12 protein-coding genes, 1 tRNA gene and 2 pseudogenes are annotated in these 19,202 nt (G+C 67.1%); 11 read left to right on the top strand and 4 right to left on the bottom strand.

The annotated features are described in order from the left end of the window. The first annotated feature begins 34 nt into the window (after positions 1–34). The 8 genes and pseudogenes from eccCa to ACH4OW_RS22985 all read left to right on the top strand — a co-directional run bounded on the left by eccCa (position 35) and on the right by ACH4OW_RS22985 (position 11,550). Positions 35–4,009, top strand: a complete 3,975-nt coding sequence (eccCa, locus tag ACH4OW_RS23020) for a type VII secretion protein EccCa (protein ID WP_398029836.1) — start codon at positions 35–37, stop codon at positions 4,007–4,009. Between the two features lie 82 nt (positions 4,010–4,091). After that, complete coding sequence (locus ACH4OW_RS23015) at positions 4,092–5,507, top strand: DUF6177 family protein (RefSeq protein WP_398029835.1); 1,416 nt, start codon at positions 4,092–4,094, stop codon at positions 5,505–5,507. A 193-nt stretch (positions 5,508–5,700) separates the two neighbouring features. Next, a complete protein-coding gene (locus ACH4OW_RS23010) occupies positions 5,701–6,033 on the top strand; it encodes a hypothetical protein (RefSeq protein ID WP_398029834.1) in 333 nt (110 codons plus the stop codon). A 49-nt stretch (positions 6,034–6,082) separates the two neighbouring features. Continuing rightward, the gene (locus tag ACH4OW_RS23005) at positions 6,083–6,394 is read left to right on the top strand and encodes a pore-forming ESAT-6 family protein (protein ID WP_398029833.1); all 312 of its coding nucleotides are present in this window, start codon (positions 6,083–6,085) and stop codon (positions 6,392–6,394) included. A 127-nt stretch (positions 6,395–6,521) separates the two neighbouring features. After that, positions 6,522–6,956: a DUF6507 family protein gene (locus tag ACH4OW_RS23000; protein WP_398029832.1), complete on the top strand. Its 435-nt coding sequence runs from the start codon at positions 6,522–6,524 to the stop codon at positions 6,954–6,956. Then, complete coding sequence (locus tag ACH4OW_RS22995; protein ID WP_398029831.1) at positions 6,953–9,481, top strand: hypothetical protein; 2,529 nt, start codon at positions 6,953–6,955, stop codon at positions 9,479–9,481. Before ACH4OW_RS23000 ends, ACH4OW_RS22995 begins: the two co-directional genes overlap by 4 nt. Before the next feature lie 9 nt (positions 9,482–9,490). Then, on the top strand, positions 9,491–10,135 hold the full coding sequence (locus ACH4OW_RS22990) for a hypothetical protein (protein WP_398029830.1): 645 nt from the start codon (positions 9,491–9,493) through the stop codon (positions 10,133–10,135). A 280-nt stretch (positions 10,136–10,415) separates the two neighbouring features. Next, positions 10,416–11,550: pseudogene (locus ACH4OW_RS22985) on the top strand (serine hydrolase domain-containing protein). A 173-nt stretch (positions 11,551–11,723) separates the two neighbouring features. Here the strand turns inward: ACH4OW_RS22985 and ACH4OW_RS22980 are convergent. Further along, positions 11,724–12,203 carry a hypothetical protein gene (locus ACH4OW_RS22980; protein ID WP_398029829.1) on the bottom strand — a complete coding sequence of 160 codons (480 nt, stop codon included), beginning with the start codon at positions 12,201–12,203 and terminating at the stop codon, positions 11,724–11,726. A gap of 230 nt (positions 12,204–12,433) precedes the next feature. On the opposite strand from ACH4OW_RS22980, the gene ACH4OW_RS22975 reads away from it, so the two are divergent. Beyond that, entirely contained in the window at positions 12,434–13,690 is a 1,257-nt protein-coding gene (locus ACH4OW_RS22975; protein ID WP_398029828.1) for a hypothetical protein, read from the top strand. Next, positions 13,656–14,324 carry a pentapeptide repeat-containing protein gene (locus ACH4OW_RS22970; RefSeq protein ID WP_398029827.1) on the top strand — a complete coding sequence of 223 codons (669 nt, stop codon included), beginning with the start codon at positions 13,656–13,658 and terminating at the stop codon, positions 14,322–14,324. Before ACH4OW_RS22975 ends, ACH4OW_RS22970 begins: the two co-directional genes overlap by 35 nt. Positions 14,325–15,196: 872 nt before the next feature. Here the strand turns inward: ACH4OW_RS22970 and ACH4OW_RS22965 are convergent. Continuing rightward, positions 15,197–16,066, bottom strand: a complete 870-nt coding sequence (locus ACH4OW_RS22965) for a hypothetical protein (RefSeq protein WP_398029934.1) — start codon at positions 16,064–16,066, stop codon at positions 15,197–15,199. Between ACH4OW_RS22965 and ACH4OW_RS22960 the strand changes: the two are divergent. Continuing rightward, positions 15,999–17,319 (top strand): annotated as a pseudogene (locus ACH4OW_RS22960) (tyrosine-type recombinase/integrase). The gene ACH4OW_RS22965 and the pseudogene ACH4OW_RS22960 sit on opposite strands and share 68 nt — an antisense overlap. Before the next feature lie 45 nt (positions 17,320–17,364). Here the strand turns inward: ACH4OW_RS22960 and ACH4OW_RS22955 are convergent. Both ACH4OW_RS22955 and ACH4OW_RS22950 read right to left on the bottom strand, forming a co-directional pair. Beyond that, a tRNA-Thr gene (locus tag ACH4OW_RS22955) sits at positions 17,365–17,438 on the bottom strand. Positions 17,439–17,497: 59 nt separating this feature from the next. After that, positions 17,498–19,120 carry an alpha/beta hydrolase gene (locus ACH4OW_RS22950; protein WP_398029826.1) on the bottom strand — a complete coding sequence of 541 codons (1,623 nt, stop codon included), beginning with the start codon at positions 19,118–19,120 and terminating at the stop codon, positions 17,498–17,500. Positions 19,121–19,202: the final 82 nt, after the last annotated feature.

Genomic DNA, 19,202 nt, shown 5'->3' with positions numbered 1-19,202 from the left:
AGATGCCGAGCCCGATCGTGAACGACGGACGACGATGACTACCCGACTGATACACCGCCCGGCCAGGACCACCAGGCCACCGGCCGCTTCCGAGGCGCGCGTCATCGAGGCCCCGCCCAACCTTCCCGAGGGGAAGTCGGGCAACATCGCGATGTCGCTGCTGCCCGTCGCCGGCGTCATGTCGTCCGTGGTGATGATGACGGTCGTACGCAACAGTCAGTTCGCCGCGCTGGGCGCGATCATTCTCGTCGTCACCGTCATCGGGTCCGTCGCTCTGGTCTTCTCGCAGCGCGGCAAGGCTCAGCGCACTCGGCGCACTCAGCGCGAGGCGTACCTGGCCTACCTGGAGGACCTGCGCGAGGAACTGGCTGCCGAGGAGCGCCGCCGACGCGACCGTGCCGGCGTCCTCAACCCACCCCCGGCTGCTCTCTACGACGTGGTGCGCGACCCGGCTCGCCTGTGGGAGCGCCGCCGCGTCGACGGGGACTTTCTCCGCGTGCGGGTCGGCACCGGCGAGATGCCCGTGCGCGATCTGCAGATCGCTCAGCAGGGTTCGTCGGTGCTCACCCCGCCGGACCGTTTCATGCTCAATGAGGCATCGGCGCTGATGGCGCGCTTCCGCACCGGCACCGAGCTGCCACTGACCGTTCCGCTCGACCGGGTCGGCAACGTCAGTGTCATCGGCCCCCGGGAAGACTGTCTGCGCGTGGCACGTGCCCTGCTTGTCCAGGCCGCTGCCCTGCACGCGCCGGACGACGTGGCGATGGCGCTGGCAGTGCCCGGGGACCGGATCGCCGATTGGGAATGGGGCAAGTGGCTGCCGCACCTGCTCGATGGCGAGCAGTTCGACGGCCCTGTCGCCGCTCGCCGTATCGCTCCCTCTCCGTACCAGCTCGCCCGGCAGATCGGTCCAGAACTGCGGCGGCGCGCCTCCTACGCGGCCGAGGTACGGCGTGGCCTGTCCGGCAACGACGCGCTGTCCATGACATCCCGCCTGCTCGTCGTCGCGGACGGACACGGAGACGACGCGGTCGACCTGCCGCGCCCCGACGAGGCGGTCGGCCTGCGCGAGATGGGAGTCACCGTCCTGCATCTCCTGGAGCACCGGGTTCAGGAGCCGGGGCATGTCGGTGTTCGGATCACCGTGGACGGAGATCAGGTGGTCGTCGAAGACCTTCGTGCACAGGAGCCGGTCAGTGGCCGCGGCACCGTGGACGAGGTCAGCGGCCCGTTCGCGGAGGGCCTGGCCCGGATGCTGGCGCCGATGCGTCTGTCCGCCGAATCACTCGCCGATGCGCCGCTGACCGGGCCGGTGGATTTCGCCGGACTCCTCGGCATCGAGGACGTGGCACAGCTCGATCTGTCGCGTCTGTGGGCGCCGCGCGGCGAACGTGCCTTCCTGCGCGTACCCATCGGTGTCAACGACTCCCACGAGCCGGTGCTCCTGGACCTCAAGGAGTCGTCGGAACTGGGCATGGGGCCGCATGGCCTGTGTGTGGGCGCCACCGGTTCGGGCAAGTCCGAACTGCTGCGCACCCTCGTCCTCGCCCTGGTGACCACGCACCCGCCGGAGGACCTCGCGCTGGTCCTCGTCGACTACAAGGGCGGCGCGACCTTCGCGCCGTTCGCGGACCTGCCGCACGTCGCCGGTGTCATCACCAACCTGGAGAACCAGGCGGGCCTCGTCGAGCGCGTCCACGCCTCGCTCGCCGGCGAGGTCAAGCGCCGTCAGCAGGTCCTCAAGGACGCGGGCAATGTCGCCGACATCGGTGACTATGCCGCGCTGCGCGCCAGCCGTCGGCCCGATCTGGAGGCGCTGCCGCATCTGTGTGTCGTCATCGACGAGTTCGGTGAACTGCTCACGGCCAAGCCGGACTTCATCGACCTGTTCCTGTCTATCGGCCGCATCGGCCGCTCGATCGGAGTGCATCTGCTGCTGTCCAGTCAGCGCATCGAGGGCGGCAAGCTCAAGGGTCTGGACACCTATCTCTCGTACCGGCTGGGCCTGCGGACCTTCTCCGCCGACGAATCCCGTACGGTCCTGGACACCACGGACGCCTTCCACCTGCCGCCGCTGCCCGGATTCGGCTATCTCAAGGTCGACACCAGCCACTACGACCGTTTCAAGGCGAGCTACGTCTCAGGCGCCTACCGCGGCCCCGTACAACGCCCGGAGGAAGCGGACAGCAGGCCCCTCGCCCTCCCCTATGAAGCCTTCAACGCCACGTCCCCTGCGGAGGGTGCGGAGGCGCAGGAGCCGGCGATGCGGCGCCGGGAGATGGGGCCGACCGAGCTGGGCGTCATGGTCGAGCAGCTGGCCCATGCCGCCGGTACGGTGCGCCGCATCTGGCTGCCCCCGTTGCCCGATGCGCTCGCCCTGGACACGGTTGCCGGGCCGCTGGGCGTGGGCGCGCGCGGTACACAGCTCGCGGGGCGCCGCGGCCTCCTGGAGATACCGCTCGGTCTGCTCGATGATCCGGCCAGGCAGTGGCAGGGCCAGTGGTACCTGGACCTGACGGTGGCAGGCGGTCACGCCGCTGTCGTCGGCGGTCCGCAGTCCGGCAAGACCACGCTGCTGCGCACCCTCGTCCTGTCGCTGGCGCTGACCCACACCCCGCAGGAGGTGGGCGTCTACGGCCTCGACCTGGTCGGCGGCGGTCTGCAGGCCGTGGCGGGGCTGCCGCACGTCGGGGGCGTCGCGGGCCGCGCCGACCGCGAACGCGCGGCTCGCACCGTCGAAGAGATACGGAACATGCTCGCAGTCAGGGAGGAGTTGTTCCGCGAGCACGGCATCGACTCCGTGGAGCAGCTGCGCGACCTCCACACGGCGGGCCGGCTGCCCCAGCTGGCCTCCGCTGAGATCGTCCTGGTCATCGACGGCTTCGGCGCGCTGCGGGACGACTTCGAGGCGCTGGAGGACGACGTCGCCGACATCCTCCAACGGGGCGGCGGGTACGGCATCCACGTCGTGGCGGGCATGCTCCGCTGGAACGATGTCCGTATCGCCGTCCAGTCGAACTTCGGCACCCGCGTCGAGCTGCGGCTGAACGACCCCGGCGAGTCCAGCATCGACAGCAAACTGGCAGCGACCCTCTCACCCGACGAGCCGGGCCGTGTCCTGACCGCGGGCAAGCTCTTCGCACAGGTCGCGCTGCCCCGTACGGACTCGCTCGCCGACACCGCGGACCTGGGCGCGGTGCTGGAGCGTGCGGCCCGGACGATCCGTGCGACCTGGAGCGGCGAGGTCGCCCAGCCGGTACGGGTGCTGCCGCACCTCCTGGAGCCCCGACTCCTGCCGGGCCCGGTCGCCGAACCTCAACGGGTGCCGATCGGCCTGGACCAGACACAGCTCGAACCCGTTCTGCTCGACCTGTTCCAGCACGACCAGCACCTGCTGGTCATGGGTGACAGCGAATGCGGCAAGACCAACCTCCTCAAGGTCATCGCCGCCGGCCTCATCGAGCGCTACGGCGAGGACGAGCTGGTCTTCGCCGTCATGGATCCCAGGCGCAGCCTGCGCGGCGCGGTCCCCGAGGAGTTCAACGGTGGCTACGCGTACAACCCCAAGCTCTGCGCGGGCCTGGCCACAGGGATCGCCACCGTGCTGGAGCAGCGGCTGCCCGATGACAGCGCGCGGCTGGAGGACCTGGAACCGGGCAGCTGGGGCGGCGGCCCGCGGATCGTCGTCCTCGTCGACGACTACGACGTGCTCACCACCGCAGGCCAGGACCCCCTGGCCCCCTTCCTGCCCTACATCCCCTCCGCCGTGGACATCGGCCTGCACTTCGTCCTGACGCGCCGTGTCGCAGGCGCTTCCCGCGGTATCTACGAACCCCTCGTCCAAGGACTGCGCGAGTCGGGGTCCTCGGCCCTCGTCATGGCGGGCGACCGCGGCGAAGGGCAGCTCTTCCCCGGCGTGTACGCCTCTTGGCAGCCTCCCGGCCGCGGCGTCCTCATCCGCAGGGGCCGGCCCAACCGCCTGATCCAGACGGTGCGCTCCCCGCGGTGACCCACCGGCGACCGCTCCCGCGCACCAGCTTCACGACACGTACGGCATCCGTGCCACGAATGACGAAGGACCGGACGACCACATGACCAAGGACGTCATCGCCCTCACCCAACGCATGCCCAACCCGTCGGCCATGCTCGCCGGCCTGCTCTCCGGAGGCCCCGACAAGCTGGTGGACACCGCGGGCGAGGGCGCCCTTATGCGGCTGTGCGACGCGGAAGGCCGACCGCTGGTCTCCGTCGAGGCACCGTTGCTCGTGCAGGTCGCCGGTGAGGCCGAGCGGCTGCTGGGGGCCACCCCGCCGCCGGTTCCGTACTGGTGGACGGAAGCCCGCGCCACCACCGGCGTCGAACACGCCGAGCACCTCGCGGGCACCTTCGCCGCCCGGCTGGCCACACTGGCCGATGGCTCCGCCTGGCCGCCCGAAGCCGCGCAGTCCCTGGCCGTGGTGCAGACCGACGACGTGGGCGTCGTGCCCGCACCCGCCGCGCAGCCCACGGTCGACGTTCTCACCGACAAGGTCGCCGTCGTTATCCAGGACCGCCCGGTGGTGGCCATGACAGCCTGGCTCCAGGACGCCTTCCGGACTGCCGGCGACGCCGGGCTGGGACTTCAAATCGTCTCCCCGGCCGGGACCACGCTCTCCCCGGCCGTACTCCATGGCCTGAGCAACTGGCCCTGCCGCTGGGTCGTGCGCGACGAGCGGGACGGCTACTACGACGGGCAGTCCGGAGCCGTACTGCGCTGGCAGGACGGCATGTTCACACCGGTAGCGGGGCCCGCACCGACCGCCGACGACCCGGGCACCCCGGTGGCCGCCTCCTACCAGGAGGTCACGGATACCGGGGAGCGTCAGCTTGCCGTGACGTTCCGCACGGCCCACCCCGCAGACGAGCGTCTGGTCCTCGGCGGCGCGCTGGAGTCGATATGGCGTGAACTGACCGGCAAGCCTCCGGCCGGGTGGGGAACCGCCGAGCCCGCCAACCTTCCCTGGTCACCGCGCCAGATGACCGACATCGCCTACGAAAGGGCACCCGAGCCGACCTGGTTCGTGGTGGTCGGCAGCCCGGGCCGGCCGGGCCTTGCCACGGTGCGCGTCAGCCGTACGAAGGCGGGTGTGGAGGAGCACGTCACGCTTGCGTTCGGCTACGGAAGCGACGAGGAACTGCCGGTGGACGCGCTGCCCGGGGCCGCGGAGATGCTCGCCACCCGCCACAGCCTGCTGTCGATGCTCGTCCAGGTGCGCAAAGCCCGCCGGGACCTGGCGGTGCCGCCCCGCTTCGAGGGGCCCGGTGTTCCCCTGGCTTTCGTGCTCGGCGCGGAGGAGGTCCGCCAGATGCCCGGCGACCGCGCCCGGAAAACCCCGCTGCCCCAGCCGCCCGTCCCGCTCGGCCCGAAGACGCGCCCCGCGATGTACTACCCGCTGCCGGGCGACCCGTTGGACCTGTCGGGCTGGCAGGACTTCGAACGCCTGATGCGCCACCTGAAAGGCACGTGAGAGCACCCGAGCCGGGGTGGGCCGACCGCAGGTCTCCCCACCGAACACGGCGTGCCGGTGCGGCGGCGCACGACGAATCCGGGCGCGTTGTCACACCTTCGTCATAGCATGAGGAAAGCGGATTGCAGCAACGATCCGCAGTTGATAGGCATGGCCATACCTGTGATCGTCACGTCTGGTGGGGGAGCACACAATGAAGTTCGATATGGGAGCGCAGACGCTCTCGACCCTGAGGTCGAAGTCGCAGGGGTCGAGCTCGGAACTGGGGACGTTGATTCACCAGCTCGTACAGGCAGCACAGCCGTTGGAGGGCAAGTTCAACGGTTCGGGCAAGGCGGCATTCGACTCCTTCAAGTCGCGCGCGGACGAGATCACGGCGGCCCTGAACAGCGCGCTGGCCGCGATTGTGGGCGGCCAGTCGGGCATGGAATCGGCATTCAGCTCCGGCGTCCAGGAACAGGCCGACAATGCGCGGTCACAGATGTCGGCCGCGAACTTCGACGCGGCCCGCTTCTCGGGCCGCTGACAGCCGCCGTCCGGCATACCTACTCATATTTCGACGGGGAGTGATTGTGATGGCTGCTGGCATGGACCGGCGCTCGTACGACACGGGAGCCTCGACGGAGGCGCAGGGCAATGTCCAGGCGGTGATCGGACGTCTGGAACAGGTGATCGCGGAGCGCGATGCACAGGTAAAGGCGGCGATGGCGGACTTCACGGCGGATGGCGTCGCCGAGGAGTACCACGGCAAGGAAATGCGCTGGAACCGCGCGTCTCAGGAAGTCAAGAACATCATCCAGCTGCTGAAGACGACGCTGGAGAAGAACGATGCGACCGCGCACCAGACGCTGGCGCGCGCGAAGTCCGCGGTCGACAACATCGGCTGAGTCAGCCCTCACGCACCGGCAGGAGAAGTCACCCTTCACGGTGCGCCGACGGGGGCCGGCCGGTGGGGGACCGGCGTCCCACAGCCGTGACGGGATGCGACGACAGAGAGGCACACAGGGGGCGTTCATGGCTTCGTGGGACATCCAGCCACAGGGCGTGCAGGGGCAATTGAAGGTCGTCGGCACGCACGCCGAAGATCTCGGGAAAGCCCTCACCACACTGCTCACGGACATGCAGGAGGCGGCTGGCGCGGCAGGCACGGCCGTGCCGGGATCGCAAGCCGCCACACGTCCGCTCGGGCCAGTGCTGCCGCAGGAGGCTCCGAAGTGGTCGTCACGGATATCCACAGGTCCGGTCGCCGCAGCACTGTCCGAGTACGCAACGAAGCGCAAGACGGATTTCAAGGCGATGGCCGATCGCTGCCAGGCCGCCGTCCTGGGCGCGGCCAAAGCCACCAATGAGTACGTCCAGGGCGACCTGGAAGCGGCCAAGAACGCGCAGAACGCGGCTAGAGCCGTGCGGGTGGATGCTCTCAAGGACTTCGGGGGGAAGAAGCAGTGAGCGATGCGCCGGTCGATCCGGCTGAGGTACCGGTCTTCACCGGCGATCTGGACCTTCTCGAAACCAAGGCGAAGGAACTGTCCAGCGGCGGCTCCAAGATCCAGACCATCGGCTCGGACATCCACAAGTCCTTCGGTGGACTGGCCGCCTACTACAAGGCGCCCGAAGCGGAGCAGTTGTTCGGCGTCACCAAACCGGTGGCGGACAAAGCACACGACATCAGCGGCGACATGCAGGTCATCAGCAAAGCGCTGAGCACCTACGCCCACGAGATCACTCCGCTGGTCAAGCAGTTCGAGCAGCTCAAACAGGAAGCCGCCGCCTTCCGCGACAAGGAAGCTGCCGACGAGGACTGGAACGAAGACGGCGACCTGATCGAGGAGAACCTCAACCGCCGCAACAAGATCGCCGAGGTCTGGGCCGCCTTCCAGCGAGCGGAACGCGACTGCCACGCCAAGATCGTCGCCCTGGTCGGCGGCAACGCGCTCCACGCGATCGACGCTTCTCACAAGAACGGCTACGGCTACGACGCCGAAGCCCTCAAGCAGTCCAAGCACCTGCCCTGGGGTGACGCGGTCGAGGAGTCCGTGCCCTGGTGGCAGATATGGGAGCACGCCTACGACTTCGGCAAGGGCTTCATCGTCGACGGTGTGGGGGGCACCATCGAGGGCCTGTACACCCTGTTCGGCGGACACGGCTGGGATGCCGCCAAGGAGGCGTGGACAGGACTGGCCAAGCTCACCACCGGAGTCGTCATCGGGATGGTGCCCCTGGTGAGCACCATCTACTGGACGACCTCGGAGGACAAACTCCCCTCCTGGCTGCGGGACTCGCGTAGGGCCGTGGTCGAAACCGGCAAGGCCATGCTGGCCTGGGACCAATGGGAATCGAACGGCTCCCGTGCCGCCGGCGCGGTCACCTTCAACATCCTGTCTGTCGTCCTCACCCGCGGTGCCGGTTCGGCCGTGCAGGGCGCGGGCAAAGCCGGGGCAGTGGCCAGGGGCCTGTCCATCGCCGGCAAGGTGGGCAGCGCCGTCGATCCGATGACCTACGTCATCAAGGGCGCAGGTGCGGGCCTGTCCAAGGTCGGCGATGTGATGACCCATCTCAAGGGCCTCGGCCACGTCGAGATCCCGAAGATCTCCGACGGCGCCTACAGCCTGCCCGAAGGCGCCACCAAGCTGTCGGACGGCACGATCCAACTCCCCAAGGACGCCCCCCTCCCAGAAGGGGCGACCAGCCTCCCCGACGGCAGAATCAAGCTGCCGGAAGACACGGTCACCCTCCCTCCGAATACGGTGAAGGACCCGTTCACCGGAAACTTCACGGACGACGCCGGCAACCTCTACGGCAAAAACGGCAACCTCCTCCAAGACGCCAAGAACGCCCCTCAGGGCAAGCCCGCCACACCCACCGCCGACGCGGACAACCCGCGGTTCGAAACCCCGGCTCACCAGGAGCAGCCGGTTCTGGCCGGTGTCGGTGGGCGGGGGGATGACGCTGTGCGGGGTGGGTCGGACGTCTCGGACCCGGTGCGCACCAGCGACGATACAGGTCACGGCAACACCAGAACGGCCGACAGCACCCCCACGGCACGCGCCGGTGACCATAATGCCCGGAGCGGCAACGCGGGCGACCACACGCCCACGAACAACCTGGACAACAGCTCCTCCTCGCGTGGGACCCGTACCTCGGACACGACGTCTTCAGGTGGAGGTCACAGCTCCGGGGATGCCCAGGGCCTCCCAAGCCAAGACAGTCACGGGAACGGCCCATATGGCGGCCATGACGGGTCGGCTTCGTCCGACGCCGGCTCCGGGAGTGGCGGCTCGGGCGGTGACGTTCATGAGGGGCACGGCCCAAACACCCCTGACAAGCAGCCTCCCGTACATCTGGAAGGCGATAGCGTTGCTCAACAGCCTTTGAACAAGATGGCACCTGAGCAGGAGCAAACGGTCACGGAAGCTCTGGTCGAGTCGAAGGTGCTTCCAGTGGACCGAGAACGCATGTTGACCCAACTCCGGAAGTCAGGCTACGGAGCAGCCGTCGCCGAATACATCGCCAGCGGGCGTTTCTCCGGCTGCCCAGGCTATAAGGACCTGCTCTCTCAGGTGAAGCAGAAAGACATGATGCCGGCTGTTCATCAGGCACTGGAGCACGCGGCTGAACTGCAGGCCAAGAACGTGGGAGACATTGGCTTCGAGTTGAAGCTGCCCGAACAGAATCTTGATCTTGACGTTCTGGTCAGGTCCGAGAATGGCATCGAGTACGGCGCCCAGCTCAAGGACCTGGAGAGCGCCAACGGAATCAAGTCGGCAGTGACGAAGATCGCGAAGTCACAATTGGCAGGGCCGGGCGTTAAGGTGAAGGCCGCGATTCTCGATATCGACGACGTCAAGGGAGAACTGACAGAACGCGCCTTGCATGCAGTTCAGAGGGCCGCGGACCGGACCAATGCTTCCTTTGAGCTACGCTTCAAAGACGGTTCTCTCACTGTATTCCCGACCAACGCGATCACACCGTAAGGAAGTTACATGCCGACTTTGATGCGTGCACCGCGCGAATGCGGTTCATGGTTCTGGGATCTTGAGGACGTAACCGCGCCAGGTCTGGAAGCAGCTCTTGAGACGGCCGCACGCATGTCTGCCGTCCTGCAAGCTAACGAGTTGCTGGAACCTGCCTCCTTGGAGTGGAGCTGGTTTGAGGTGGGCAAGGGCGGGCTCGGAATCCACAGCCGTCTCGACATCGTGGGGCGCTCCCTGGATGACGCCGAGGTCGTCGAACAGGTGAGGGCATGCCAACCGGTCGGCTACCCGTCAGCAGAGATGTCGGAGATCTCGGTGGTCGGTTCGGGTGTCTGGATCGACGCTGACGGAAACCGTAAGCGTGAACACGGCCTGGTTGAACTCAGCGTATCTCCCGATGTCATCGGCCCCTCGGCGGAACTGTCGGTCTATCACGATGTATGGGCCCTGTGCGACTTTCGAGGAATTCCGCATCCTGCCCTGCATGCACGCAATGCCCCTCGCCTAGCGTCAGCGTTGCACAGCTTGGACGACTTGCTGGGAGTCGCGGCCGAGCCCGGCGAGCCGACCTATTTCGGGGTTGCCGAAGGTCATGGGCTCAAGGCTCCCGACATCATCGACGGGCTCGGGCCCGACCTGACCGATCTACTGTGACGAAAGGCTATGCCGGGTAGACCGCCGAAATGCTCGTTTTTGAAATCGCGCGCTCCTCCTGTGCTGGTGCCAAGCTCGGCTATGTGGAGATTCAGCTGTAGGAGGGCAAGTGAGCGCGCATGCCCCCGCCACTACGTCCGCACGGACAACGCGGCGGAAGCCATGAGACCAATCGCCAAGACCGACGACGTCGACCTGCCGATCCCGGCGGAGGGCAACGGCGGGTCCTGGGTCTTCAAAAACAGCCTTCCGCCTGCCGGCTCCGAGGCCAAGTTCGGCCGTGACCCATTCGTCCACGAAGGAGAACTCCGCCCGGCAGGAGGACATCGGCGCGGCAGTGTGCGGATACCGAGACGGCCAGCCGGTGGTGGACCTGTGGGGTGGAGTCGCCGACCCACCATTGGTCGTCCGTGGGCACAGAACACCCTGCAGCTCGTTTACTCAGCGACCTAAGGGGCGACCGCGACCGCCGCGCACATGCTGGTCCAGCGCGGCGAGCTGGACATGGACGTTCCTGTGGCCAAGTACTGGCCGGAGTTCGCCGCGAACGGCAAGGCGGACATGCCGGTGCGCTGGTTGCTGTCACACCGAGCTGGCTTGGTCACTCTCGACCAGCCAGTTCCCCTAGCTGACGCGCTGGCCTGGCATCCGATGGCGGCTGCGCTGGCTGATCAGCGCCCGATGTGGGTTCCGGGCACTGCGCATGGGTATCACGGCCGGACATGGGGTTGGTTGGTCGGCCAGGTGATCTACCGGGTGTCCGGCCGTACGCCGGGCCGCTTCTTCACCGACGAGATCGCAGGCCCCCTGGGTCTGGACCTTTTCATCGGACTGCCGACGAGCGAACGCGACCGAGTCAGCCGCCTGGTTCACCGGAAGCCGGATGTCGGTCTCACCACTGTGCCCCCAGACTCGATCCCGGAAGGGCTCCGCGAACAGGTCACCGCCTGGAGCGTTCCAAACTCCTTGAGTAACAGGGCCTACACGGTCACTGATCCAGCTGCGATCGGCTTCAACTCCCCCGAGGTACAAGCCGCGGAGCTCCCTGCGTCCAATGGCATCGGGACCACGAGCGGACTGGCACGCATGTATGCGGCACTGATCGGCGAGATTGCTGGCGTACGCCTGCTCGGCCCGGAAACCCTCGCATCGGCGACTAGGGAGCAGTCCAACGGAATGGACCAGGTGTTGATGGCGCCGAGCCGGTTCAGTTCCGGGTTCATGCTGCCCACCGGGGACAACCCCCTGACCGGGTCGAACTATTCGGCTACACCGGGCGAGGTGGCTCACTCGGCTTCGCCGACCCGGAACACGGCATCGCCTTCGGCTACGTGATGAACCACGTCATCAGCGACCCCGACGACGTACGGGCCGCATCGCTGGTAGACGCAGTACGCATGTCACTTACGAAATAGATGAACCTCAATGCGGGAGACTGCCTCCCTGCACTCGCCGCCGCACTGCGCTGATGGGTGCCCGCGCCGGCCGAGGTACACCGGACCGCAATCGACCTCGCGGTGGGCGAACGCCTGCACCCCGGCGCCCCGCAGCTGGACCGTCCCGTCACGAGCCCTTCGAATTGTGAAGCTCAGGCGATCCCGCAGTACCCCATGCGGGTGACAAGGAGGGCCCCGTGAACCACGCTCGGACGATTACTCATTAACACACCGTGACCACCAACCAATCCTGCACGGACGCCACCAGCTGCGCGTGCACCCGGCCGGCCTTCATGGTTGAGGTGGATGGCTTCCTCTGCGAAGCCGTTCCTGTCGCCGTCGACCACATGCCCCGGTGCACCCACTGTGCCGCTCCCTACCAGGAGCCCTGGCGGTTCGGCCAGGCTGTGCATCTCGACGATCCACGCGTGTGCGGCCAGCCCAAGAAAAATAGCCTGCCCTGTCAGTGGGACGTCGCCCGGGAACCGTGCCGTAATCACCTGAGCCCACAGGAGCGGGAACAACAGCGTGCCAGGGAGGCCGCTGAGGCCGAACGGCGTGCAGAGGAAGAACAGCAACGGCAGCAGGCCGACGTCGAACGGCGCGAGATCCTTTCCGTTGCTTGCCCCCACTTGCGGCACATCCGCGGCTGCCCTGTGCCGCAGCCCGAAAGGTGTCCCGGTGCGGCCATTGCACCAAGCACGACGCGCGTTCGCGGGCTTTCTCTGGGCTAAGAAATTAGTTCTTGAGGAGTATTCCTTCCGCTCAGGCAGAAAGGCTCCGGATCCTCCGCTGGACGGTGACTCCCGGAAGCCCCTTTGCCATCCTCTTCCGGACAAGACCGCACAGGCCGAGCCACGCTATGCGCGAGAACAGCAGAAGGCGGCGGAACGAAAGCTTCGCCGAGCCCAAAGACACGGTCACCCTCCCTCCGAATACGGTGAAGGACCCGTTCACCGGAAACTTCACGGACGACGCCGGCAACCTCTACGGCAAGAACGGCAACCTCCTCCAGGACGCCAAGAACGCCCCTCAGGGCAAGCCCGCCACACCCACCGCCGACGCGGACAACCCGCGGTTCGAAACCCCGGCTCACCAGGACCAGCCGGTTCTGGCCGGTGTCGGTGGGCGGGGGGATGACGCTGTGCGGGGTGGGTCGGATGTTTCCGATCCGGTGCGCACTGGTGACAAGGCGAGCCACGGCGGCACCGGGCCAGGGGACACCTCCTCCACGTGGCGCGCCGGCGACGGTAACGCGCCAGGCGGCAGGGCCGCCAACATGCCCACCAGCAGCCACTCCCCGGGCGGTGACGGGAGCACCCTCCACACTCAGGATGCCGGCGGACTGGACAACTCGCCGAACGGCGCCCGCCACACCGCCGAAACAAACGCGGGAGGCAGCGGCGACCACGGACACAGGCCAGCTGACGGTACTTCGGGCAGCCCGCTTGAGCAGAGCGGTGGCTCAGGGCATGAGGCAGCGTTTGGCTCAGACGCCAGGGGCGACTCGCCTAGAGGGCCGGACGAGCCGACTCCTGGGGATGCCGGGGCCGACCAAGTTCGAGTAAACGAGGCAGCACATCCACCCTTGGGTAACGGTCCTAGGCGTGCGAACGAACCACTCCCGGAACTGACAGCACAAGAGCGGGCTGACCACTGGAGCCACCTCGACAAGGTGGAGCAGCGCAGTCTTGAGGACTTCGACCACTTGCAGCGTGACCCTGATAAGAACGGGGGGATCTCTGAGCCGTCGAAGGATGAAGCCAGAGTAGGTTTGGACCTTCGGGAGCAGGCGCGGGTTCCTGACGACATCCAGCGCCCCACGGAAGCTGATCGCGGCGAGTTCTACTCGCCGAGTACAGGACGGTACTACGACATCAAGGGTGTCCACTCCGACTGGCCGCCGTTCAACAACGTTCGCGACAAGACGCAGCCCTTCAGAGGAGCGTACGACCCATCAAACAATGGAAGGTGGGTCAAGAAACTTTCCGAGCAGATCGTCGACAAGGAACGTATCGTTATCCTTGACGTCCGGAACGCAAACCAAGCGGCGATTGACGACATCAAGTCCATCGTCCAAAAGAATGACTGGGAAGATGATGTCATCTGGTATCCGTGACGACTGGGCGCCGCACGCGTTCCCTGCTGACCCTGTCGCAGCGAAACGCCTACAGGACTGGCTGCTTGCGGCTGATCGGCAAGGAATTGATGCGGTGGGTCTCGACTTCAGTGGCGCGGATCTTTCAGGGGGTGAGTTTAATGAGTCGTGGTTCACCGACGCGAAGCTTGCCAACGTAAATCTCGCCAGGACGGATTTTTATCGGGCCGACCTGCAGGGAGCCGATCTATCAGGGGCAGATTTGACCAGCGCCTCACTGGTGCGCGCTACCCTCGACGACGCGGTCCTGCAGGGCACAATCCTCGACGCGGCGGATTTCGTAAAAGCTTCACTTTACGGCGTGAACGCCTCGGGGGCAAGCTTCCGCGGCGCGCGACTGATGGGGGCATCTTTTCTGGAGGTGAACCTTTGTGGGGCGGACCTGACGGATGCGGTAGTGCAGGAGAATTCGTTTCAGGTCAAGGTCGACGATAGGACGATCCTACGCGGATTCTCCGGATCACTATTCGGGCCGGTTGAATACCTCGGGCAAGAAGGGGTACGCGAAATCGGTGGCGATGATCTGGAAAATTGGATCAATGGCAGAGGCGGTAACGTAACGGTTATCCCGCGGAAGCTGAAGTCTGGGAGCTGATATGGCCGTCACCGCTCCCCCGCGACGCCCACGACTCCAGTGACGGGCCGCCCACTCGTACCAGTCCGACGCCCTTATCTGTACAAGTAGCGCAACCGGCGACCGGGCAGATCCGGTCCGCGCGGGTAACGACATGGTCGGATACTGGCCGGTTCCACTGGCAAGCAAGGTATGTCTGCCTACGTCGAAGCCCTCATCCAGCGTCAACTGGAGCGCGACCGCCTGTGCGAGCTGACCAGGCAGCCGTCGAGGTCAAGCGAGCGGCCCTGCGCGGCGAGGCGGCCAACTCGACGGTTGCCGGGTGAGTGGGACACTCGTCCTGGACTGTGAAGGGCTGCCCAAACTCGTACGCCGCCCCCTGAGTTCACGCAGTGGCTGACGCAGCCGAGGCTGAGGACATTCGCGTGATCACCAGCTCCGTCACCCTCGCCGAAGCCCGCGGCCTTGAGGTCCACCAGGCCTAGTTCGACTACGCCATCCCCCGGGTGCACATCGTTCCGCCCTCCGAGCTGTCGCCTGTTAATCGAGCAAGCCCCTCGCATCAGCCGGCTGTACAGCCACAAATACGCTCTCGATGCAACCGTGACGGTCACCAGTAGCCTCGCCCGCCCCGGCGACGATTCTGACGTCGGACCGGAAGACCTTCTTACATTGTGCGGCCTAGACGTCCGCGTGGGCGCAAGTCCAAGTCTGTCCCATGAACTCCTCAAGGCGATCGCACTGCCAACGTGCTGCAGCTGACGGGTAGTTAATCCTGTCCGTCGTCTGCGTCAGTGGCCCTCGCGATGAGACTGGGCTTACCCTTTCATGCAAGAACCCCGGGGCCCCCGGCTTCCCGACCACGGTGGTGTGCGCGTCGCTACAGCGATCGTTCACAGGGGCCAGTCGTAGCCGAGGTCCGCCATACGCGCCCTGAGCCGGGACTCTGCAGCCTCATACTGGCGCCCGATGTCTGCCAGCGAGGTCGCATACCGCTCACCCCACGACCGAAAGGCGTCGATCAGGCGCTGCCGTTCCGCGACCAAAAGCTGCCGGACCCGTGAGCACAGGTCACCCCCCAAAGAGTCGAGAACTCGGCTGCGACCCAGGTCAGAGGGGAGGGTTGGCGGCCACGCCCCCGAGCGGTTCGGGCGGGAAGTGTCCCATGCGTCGACCACGCCGACAAAGCCTCTGTGGCCCAGTGTTCTGAGGTCATCTCGGTGATCCGCCCACCAAGCAGACAAAACACCTGCCAATTGATCTCGGTCCAGGATCAGCAAGGGCAGCAGCTCCTCGCAGAGCGATGCCCGGAGGCGAGAGCGCGTCGAGGGCATGAACAAGTCGTTGGTTCCTGCCAACTGTGTGAACAGGTCGCTCTGCTTCTGCCACCAGGCGCGGCAGCTCGACATGAACCGTTGCTCCTGAGCGCCGGCAAGTTCAGGGATCCGGGCTGCTGTCGCCTCGTCCCCCTCCGCGCGGAAGTCCCAGTAACCCCGGCGTGCGGGAACGAAGAGATCGCCAACATTGATACCGAAGGCGCCGAACCGCTCCATCTCCGGCCCGATTTCCCTCCATGGGACGCCACCCGTCAGCGCCGCTCCTATGTCCAGCAAGGGTTCAGCAGACGGGGCGGAATCCACGTACCTGCGAATATTGATTTTGAAGTCTTGCGCCTCGATCTCCGCCAGCGAAACGATGCGTGAGAAGCCCGACGCTGGCTCTGGCCGTCGCCACCGCCGGGCACGAACTGAGCCCGAGATCAAGCGCAAGGTTAAGGAGTTGGAGCGCCAGCGGGACCAGGGATGCGCGCCCGCCGCCGGCCGTAAGCCGACCGTCGCGGCATGGATGGAGACCTACCTAACCGACACCGCGAGCCTGACGCTCAAGCCGCGCTCGCTCGATGACTACTGGTCGAAGACTCGAAACGACATCAGCCCCGGCGTCGGCAGGCACCGCATCGACAAGTTGCAGCCCGAACACCTGGAACGGATGTACCGGGCCATGCTCGACGCCGGTCACGCCCCCTCGCACGTCGTGAAGGTCCACCGCATCCTGTCCCGCGCCCTGAAAATTGCTCACCGCCGCCGCATCGTCGGAGAGAACGTCGCCACACTCGTCGACCCACCGAGCATCGACGAGACCGAGGCCAACCCCTTCACCAAGGAGGAAGCCAAAGCCTTCCTCGAAGCCGCGGCGAAGCGCCCCACCCTCATGCGGTGGATCGTCGGTGTTGGCATGGGATTCCGACAGGGCGAGACGCTCGGACTGCGCTGTGCGTACGTCGACTTGGAAGCGGAGCTATTGCACCCCGCGTGGCAGTTGCAGCGCCTCACATGGCGGCACCGCTGCGACGACCCGCACGCCTGTGGAGCACGACTGCACCGCTTCGAGCCGTGCCCGCCGGCCTGCACCACGCACAAGAGCTACAAGCGCGGCTGCCCGAAACCGTGTAGCAAGACGTGCACCAAGCACGCGAGCGCCTGCCCGGAGCGCAAGGAAGGGGGGGCTCACCTTCACCCGGCCCAAGACCAAGAAGAGCCGGAACGCTGTGCCGATTGCGCCCGTCTTCGTTCCTTTCCTCTACGACCTCCAGGATCGACAGGCGGCGGAACGGGAAGCTGCCGGGGAGCTGTGGCAGGAGCACGACGTAGTGTTCTCGCGGCTGGACGGCCGGCCGCTGGACCCGCGCGCCGACTACGAGGAGTTCAAGGAGCTGCTTAAAGAGGCCGGGATCGATGACCGCCGTCTGTACGACGGGAGCCGCCACACTGCCGGGACGATCCTGAATGAGTTGGGCGTCGACATGCCCACCATCATGGAAATTCTGCGGAACACGCAGATCAGCCAGACCCGGCGGTACGTCAAGGGCCGGTCTCACCTGTCGAAGGACGCCATGCGGCGCATGGGCGAGTTCTTCGTGCCGCCGCCAGCCACAAATCCGGGCCCCACTGAGACCCAAAGTGAGACCGCCGACACCTGTGCGGTCCGCGCGCAGCGCCGTCGTCCCATCCGCTGAACGCAAAAGCCCAGGTCACACTGGGTGTGACCTGGGCTTCGTCTGAGCCGCCTAAGGGAATCGAACCCTTGACCTACGCATTACGAGTGCGTCGCTCTGGCCGACTGAGCTAAGGCGGCGTGGTGCGGAGCCTAGTCTACACATCGGTTGGGGGTGGTCCGAACCGGGTTTGCGGGGGTCAGGTGCAGCGCTTGCCGGTGGGTGGGGGTGTGCCTTCCAGGAGGTAGGTGTTGATGGCGGTGTCGATGCAGTCGCTGCCGCGGCCGTAGGCGGTGTGGCCGTCGCCCTCGTAGGTGAGGAGGGTGGCGGAGGAGAGCTGGGAGGCGAGGGAGCGGGCCCAGGGGTACGGGGTGGCGGGGTCGCGGGTGGTGCCGACGACGAGGATCGGGGCGGCGCCGTCGGCGGTGATGCGGTGCGGGGTGCCGGTGGGCTTGACCGGCCAGTAGGCGCAGTTGAGGGCGGCCCAGGCGAAGCTCTCGCCGAAGACGGGGGACGCCTTGCGGAAAGCGGGCAGGGCGGCGCGTACCTCGTCGGGGTCGGCGAAGGAGCCGGGGAGGTCGAGGCAGTTCACGGCGGGGTTGGCGAACATCTGGTTGGCGTAGGTGCCGTCCGGGTCGCGCTCGTAGTAGGCGTCGGAGAGGCCGAGGAGGCCGCGGCCGTCGCCCTTCTGGGCCTGGGCCAGGTATTCGCGCAGGACGGGCCAGGCGCCCTCGTCGTACATGGCGGCCGTCACACCGCTGGTGGCGAGGGACTCGGTGAGGGGGCGGGGGCTGCCGGTCGGCGCGGGGTGGGCGTCGAGTTTCTTGAAGAGGGCGGAGAGGCGGCGGCCCGCTTCTTCGGGGCCGGAGGTGCCGAGGGGGCAGTCGCGCTTCTTGGCGCAGTCCTCGGCGAACGCGGTGAAGGCGGTGTTGAAGCCGGCGGTCTGGTCGCGGTTCATCGTGCGGGCGGGCAGCGAGGGGTCCGTGGCGCCGTCGAGGACGAGGCGGCCGACGCGGGAGGGGAAGAGGCCGGCGTAGGTCGCGCCGAGGAAGGTGCCGTAGGAGGCGCCGACGTAGGTGAGCTTCTCGTCGCCGAGGGCGGCGCGCAGGACGTCCATGTCGCGGGCCGACTCGGCGGTCGACACGTGGCCGAGGCGGGCCCCGGTGCGGGTGCGGCAGCCTTGGGCGAAGCTGCGGAGGGCGCTGGTGAGGCGGTCGACCTCGGCGTCCGAGTCGGGGGTCTGGTCGATACGGGTGTAGTCGTCCATCTGGGCGTTGGACAGGCAGGTGACCGGTGCGCTGCGGGCGACGCCGCGCGGGTCGACGGCCACCATGTCGTAGCGCGCGCGGACCGCGTCGGGCTGGGGCGCGTACTGCTGGAGGTAGCCGATCGCCGAGGCGCCGGGGCCGCCCGGGTTGACGAGGAGGGAGCCGATGCGGCTGCCGGGCCCGGTGGCTTTCTTGCGGGAGACGGCCAGCTTCAGGTCGGTGGCGGCGCTCGGGGCGTCGTAGTCGAGGGGCGCCCTCATCGTCGTGCACTCGAAGCCGACGATGTCGCACTCGCCCCAGGTCAGCCGCTGGTTGTAGTACGGGCGGAGGTTGGCGGGGACGGTGGCCGGGAGGGGTTTGAGGGTGGCGGTCGCCGCGTCCCGGCCGGCGCCGCCCGGGTCCGTACGGCTGTTCGTCGGCTGTCCGGTGGACGCGCCGGAGGACGGGCTGCCCGACGAGCAGCCGGAGACGAGCAGGGCGGCGGCCGTCAGGGCGGTGCCGGCGGTGCGGAGCAGGCGGCTAGTGGCACGGCTGGTGGCACGGCTGGTGGCCATGGGCGGTCCCTCGGTCCCTGAGTCGGCAGCAGGCGGCGGCAGGCAGCGGCGGGCGGCAGTGGTGGGCAGCGGGCGGCAGTGG

This window comes from Streptomyces sp. NPDC017056 (assembly GCF_044332485.1).
Taxonomy (GTDB): domain Bacteria; phylum Actinomycetota; class Actinomycetes; order Streptomycetales; family Streptomycetaceae; genus Streptomyces.
Note: the sequence above shows the minus strand (reverse complement) of the source record. Positions and strands in the feature narration are given on the sequence as shown.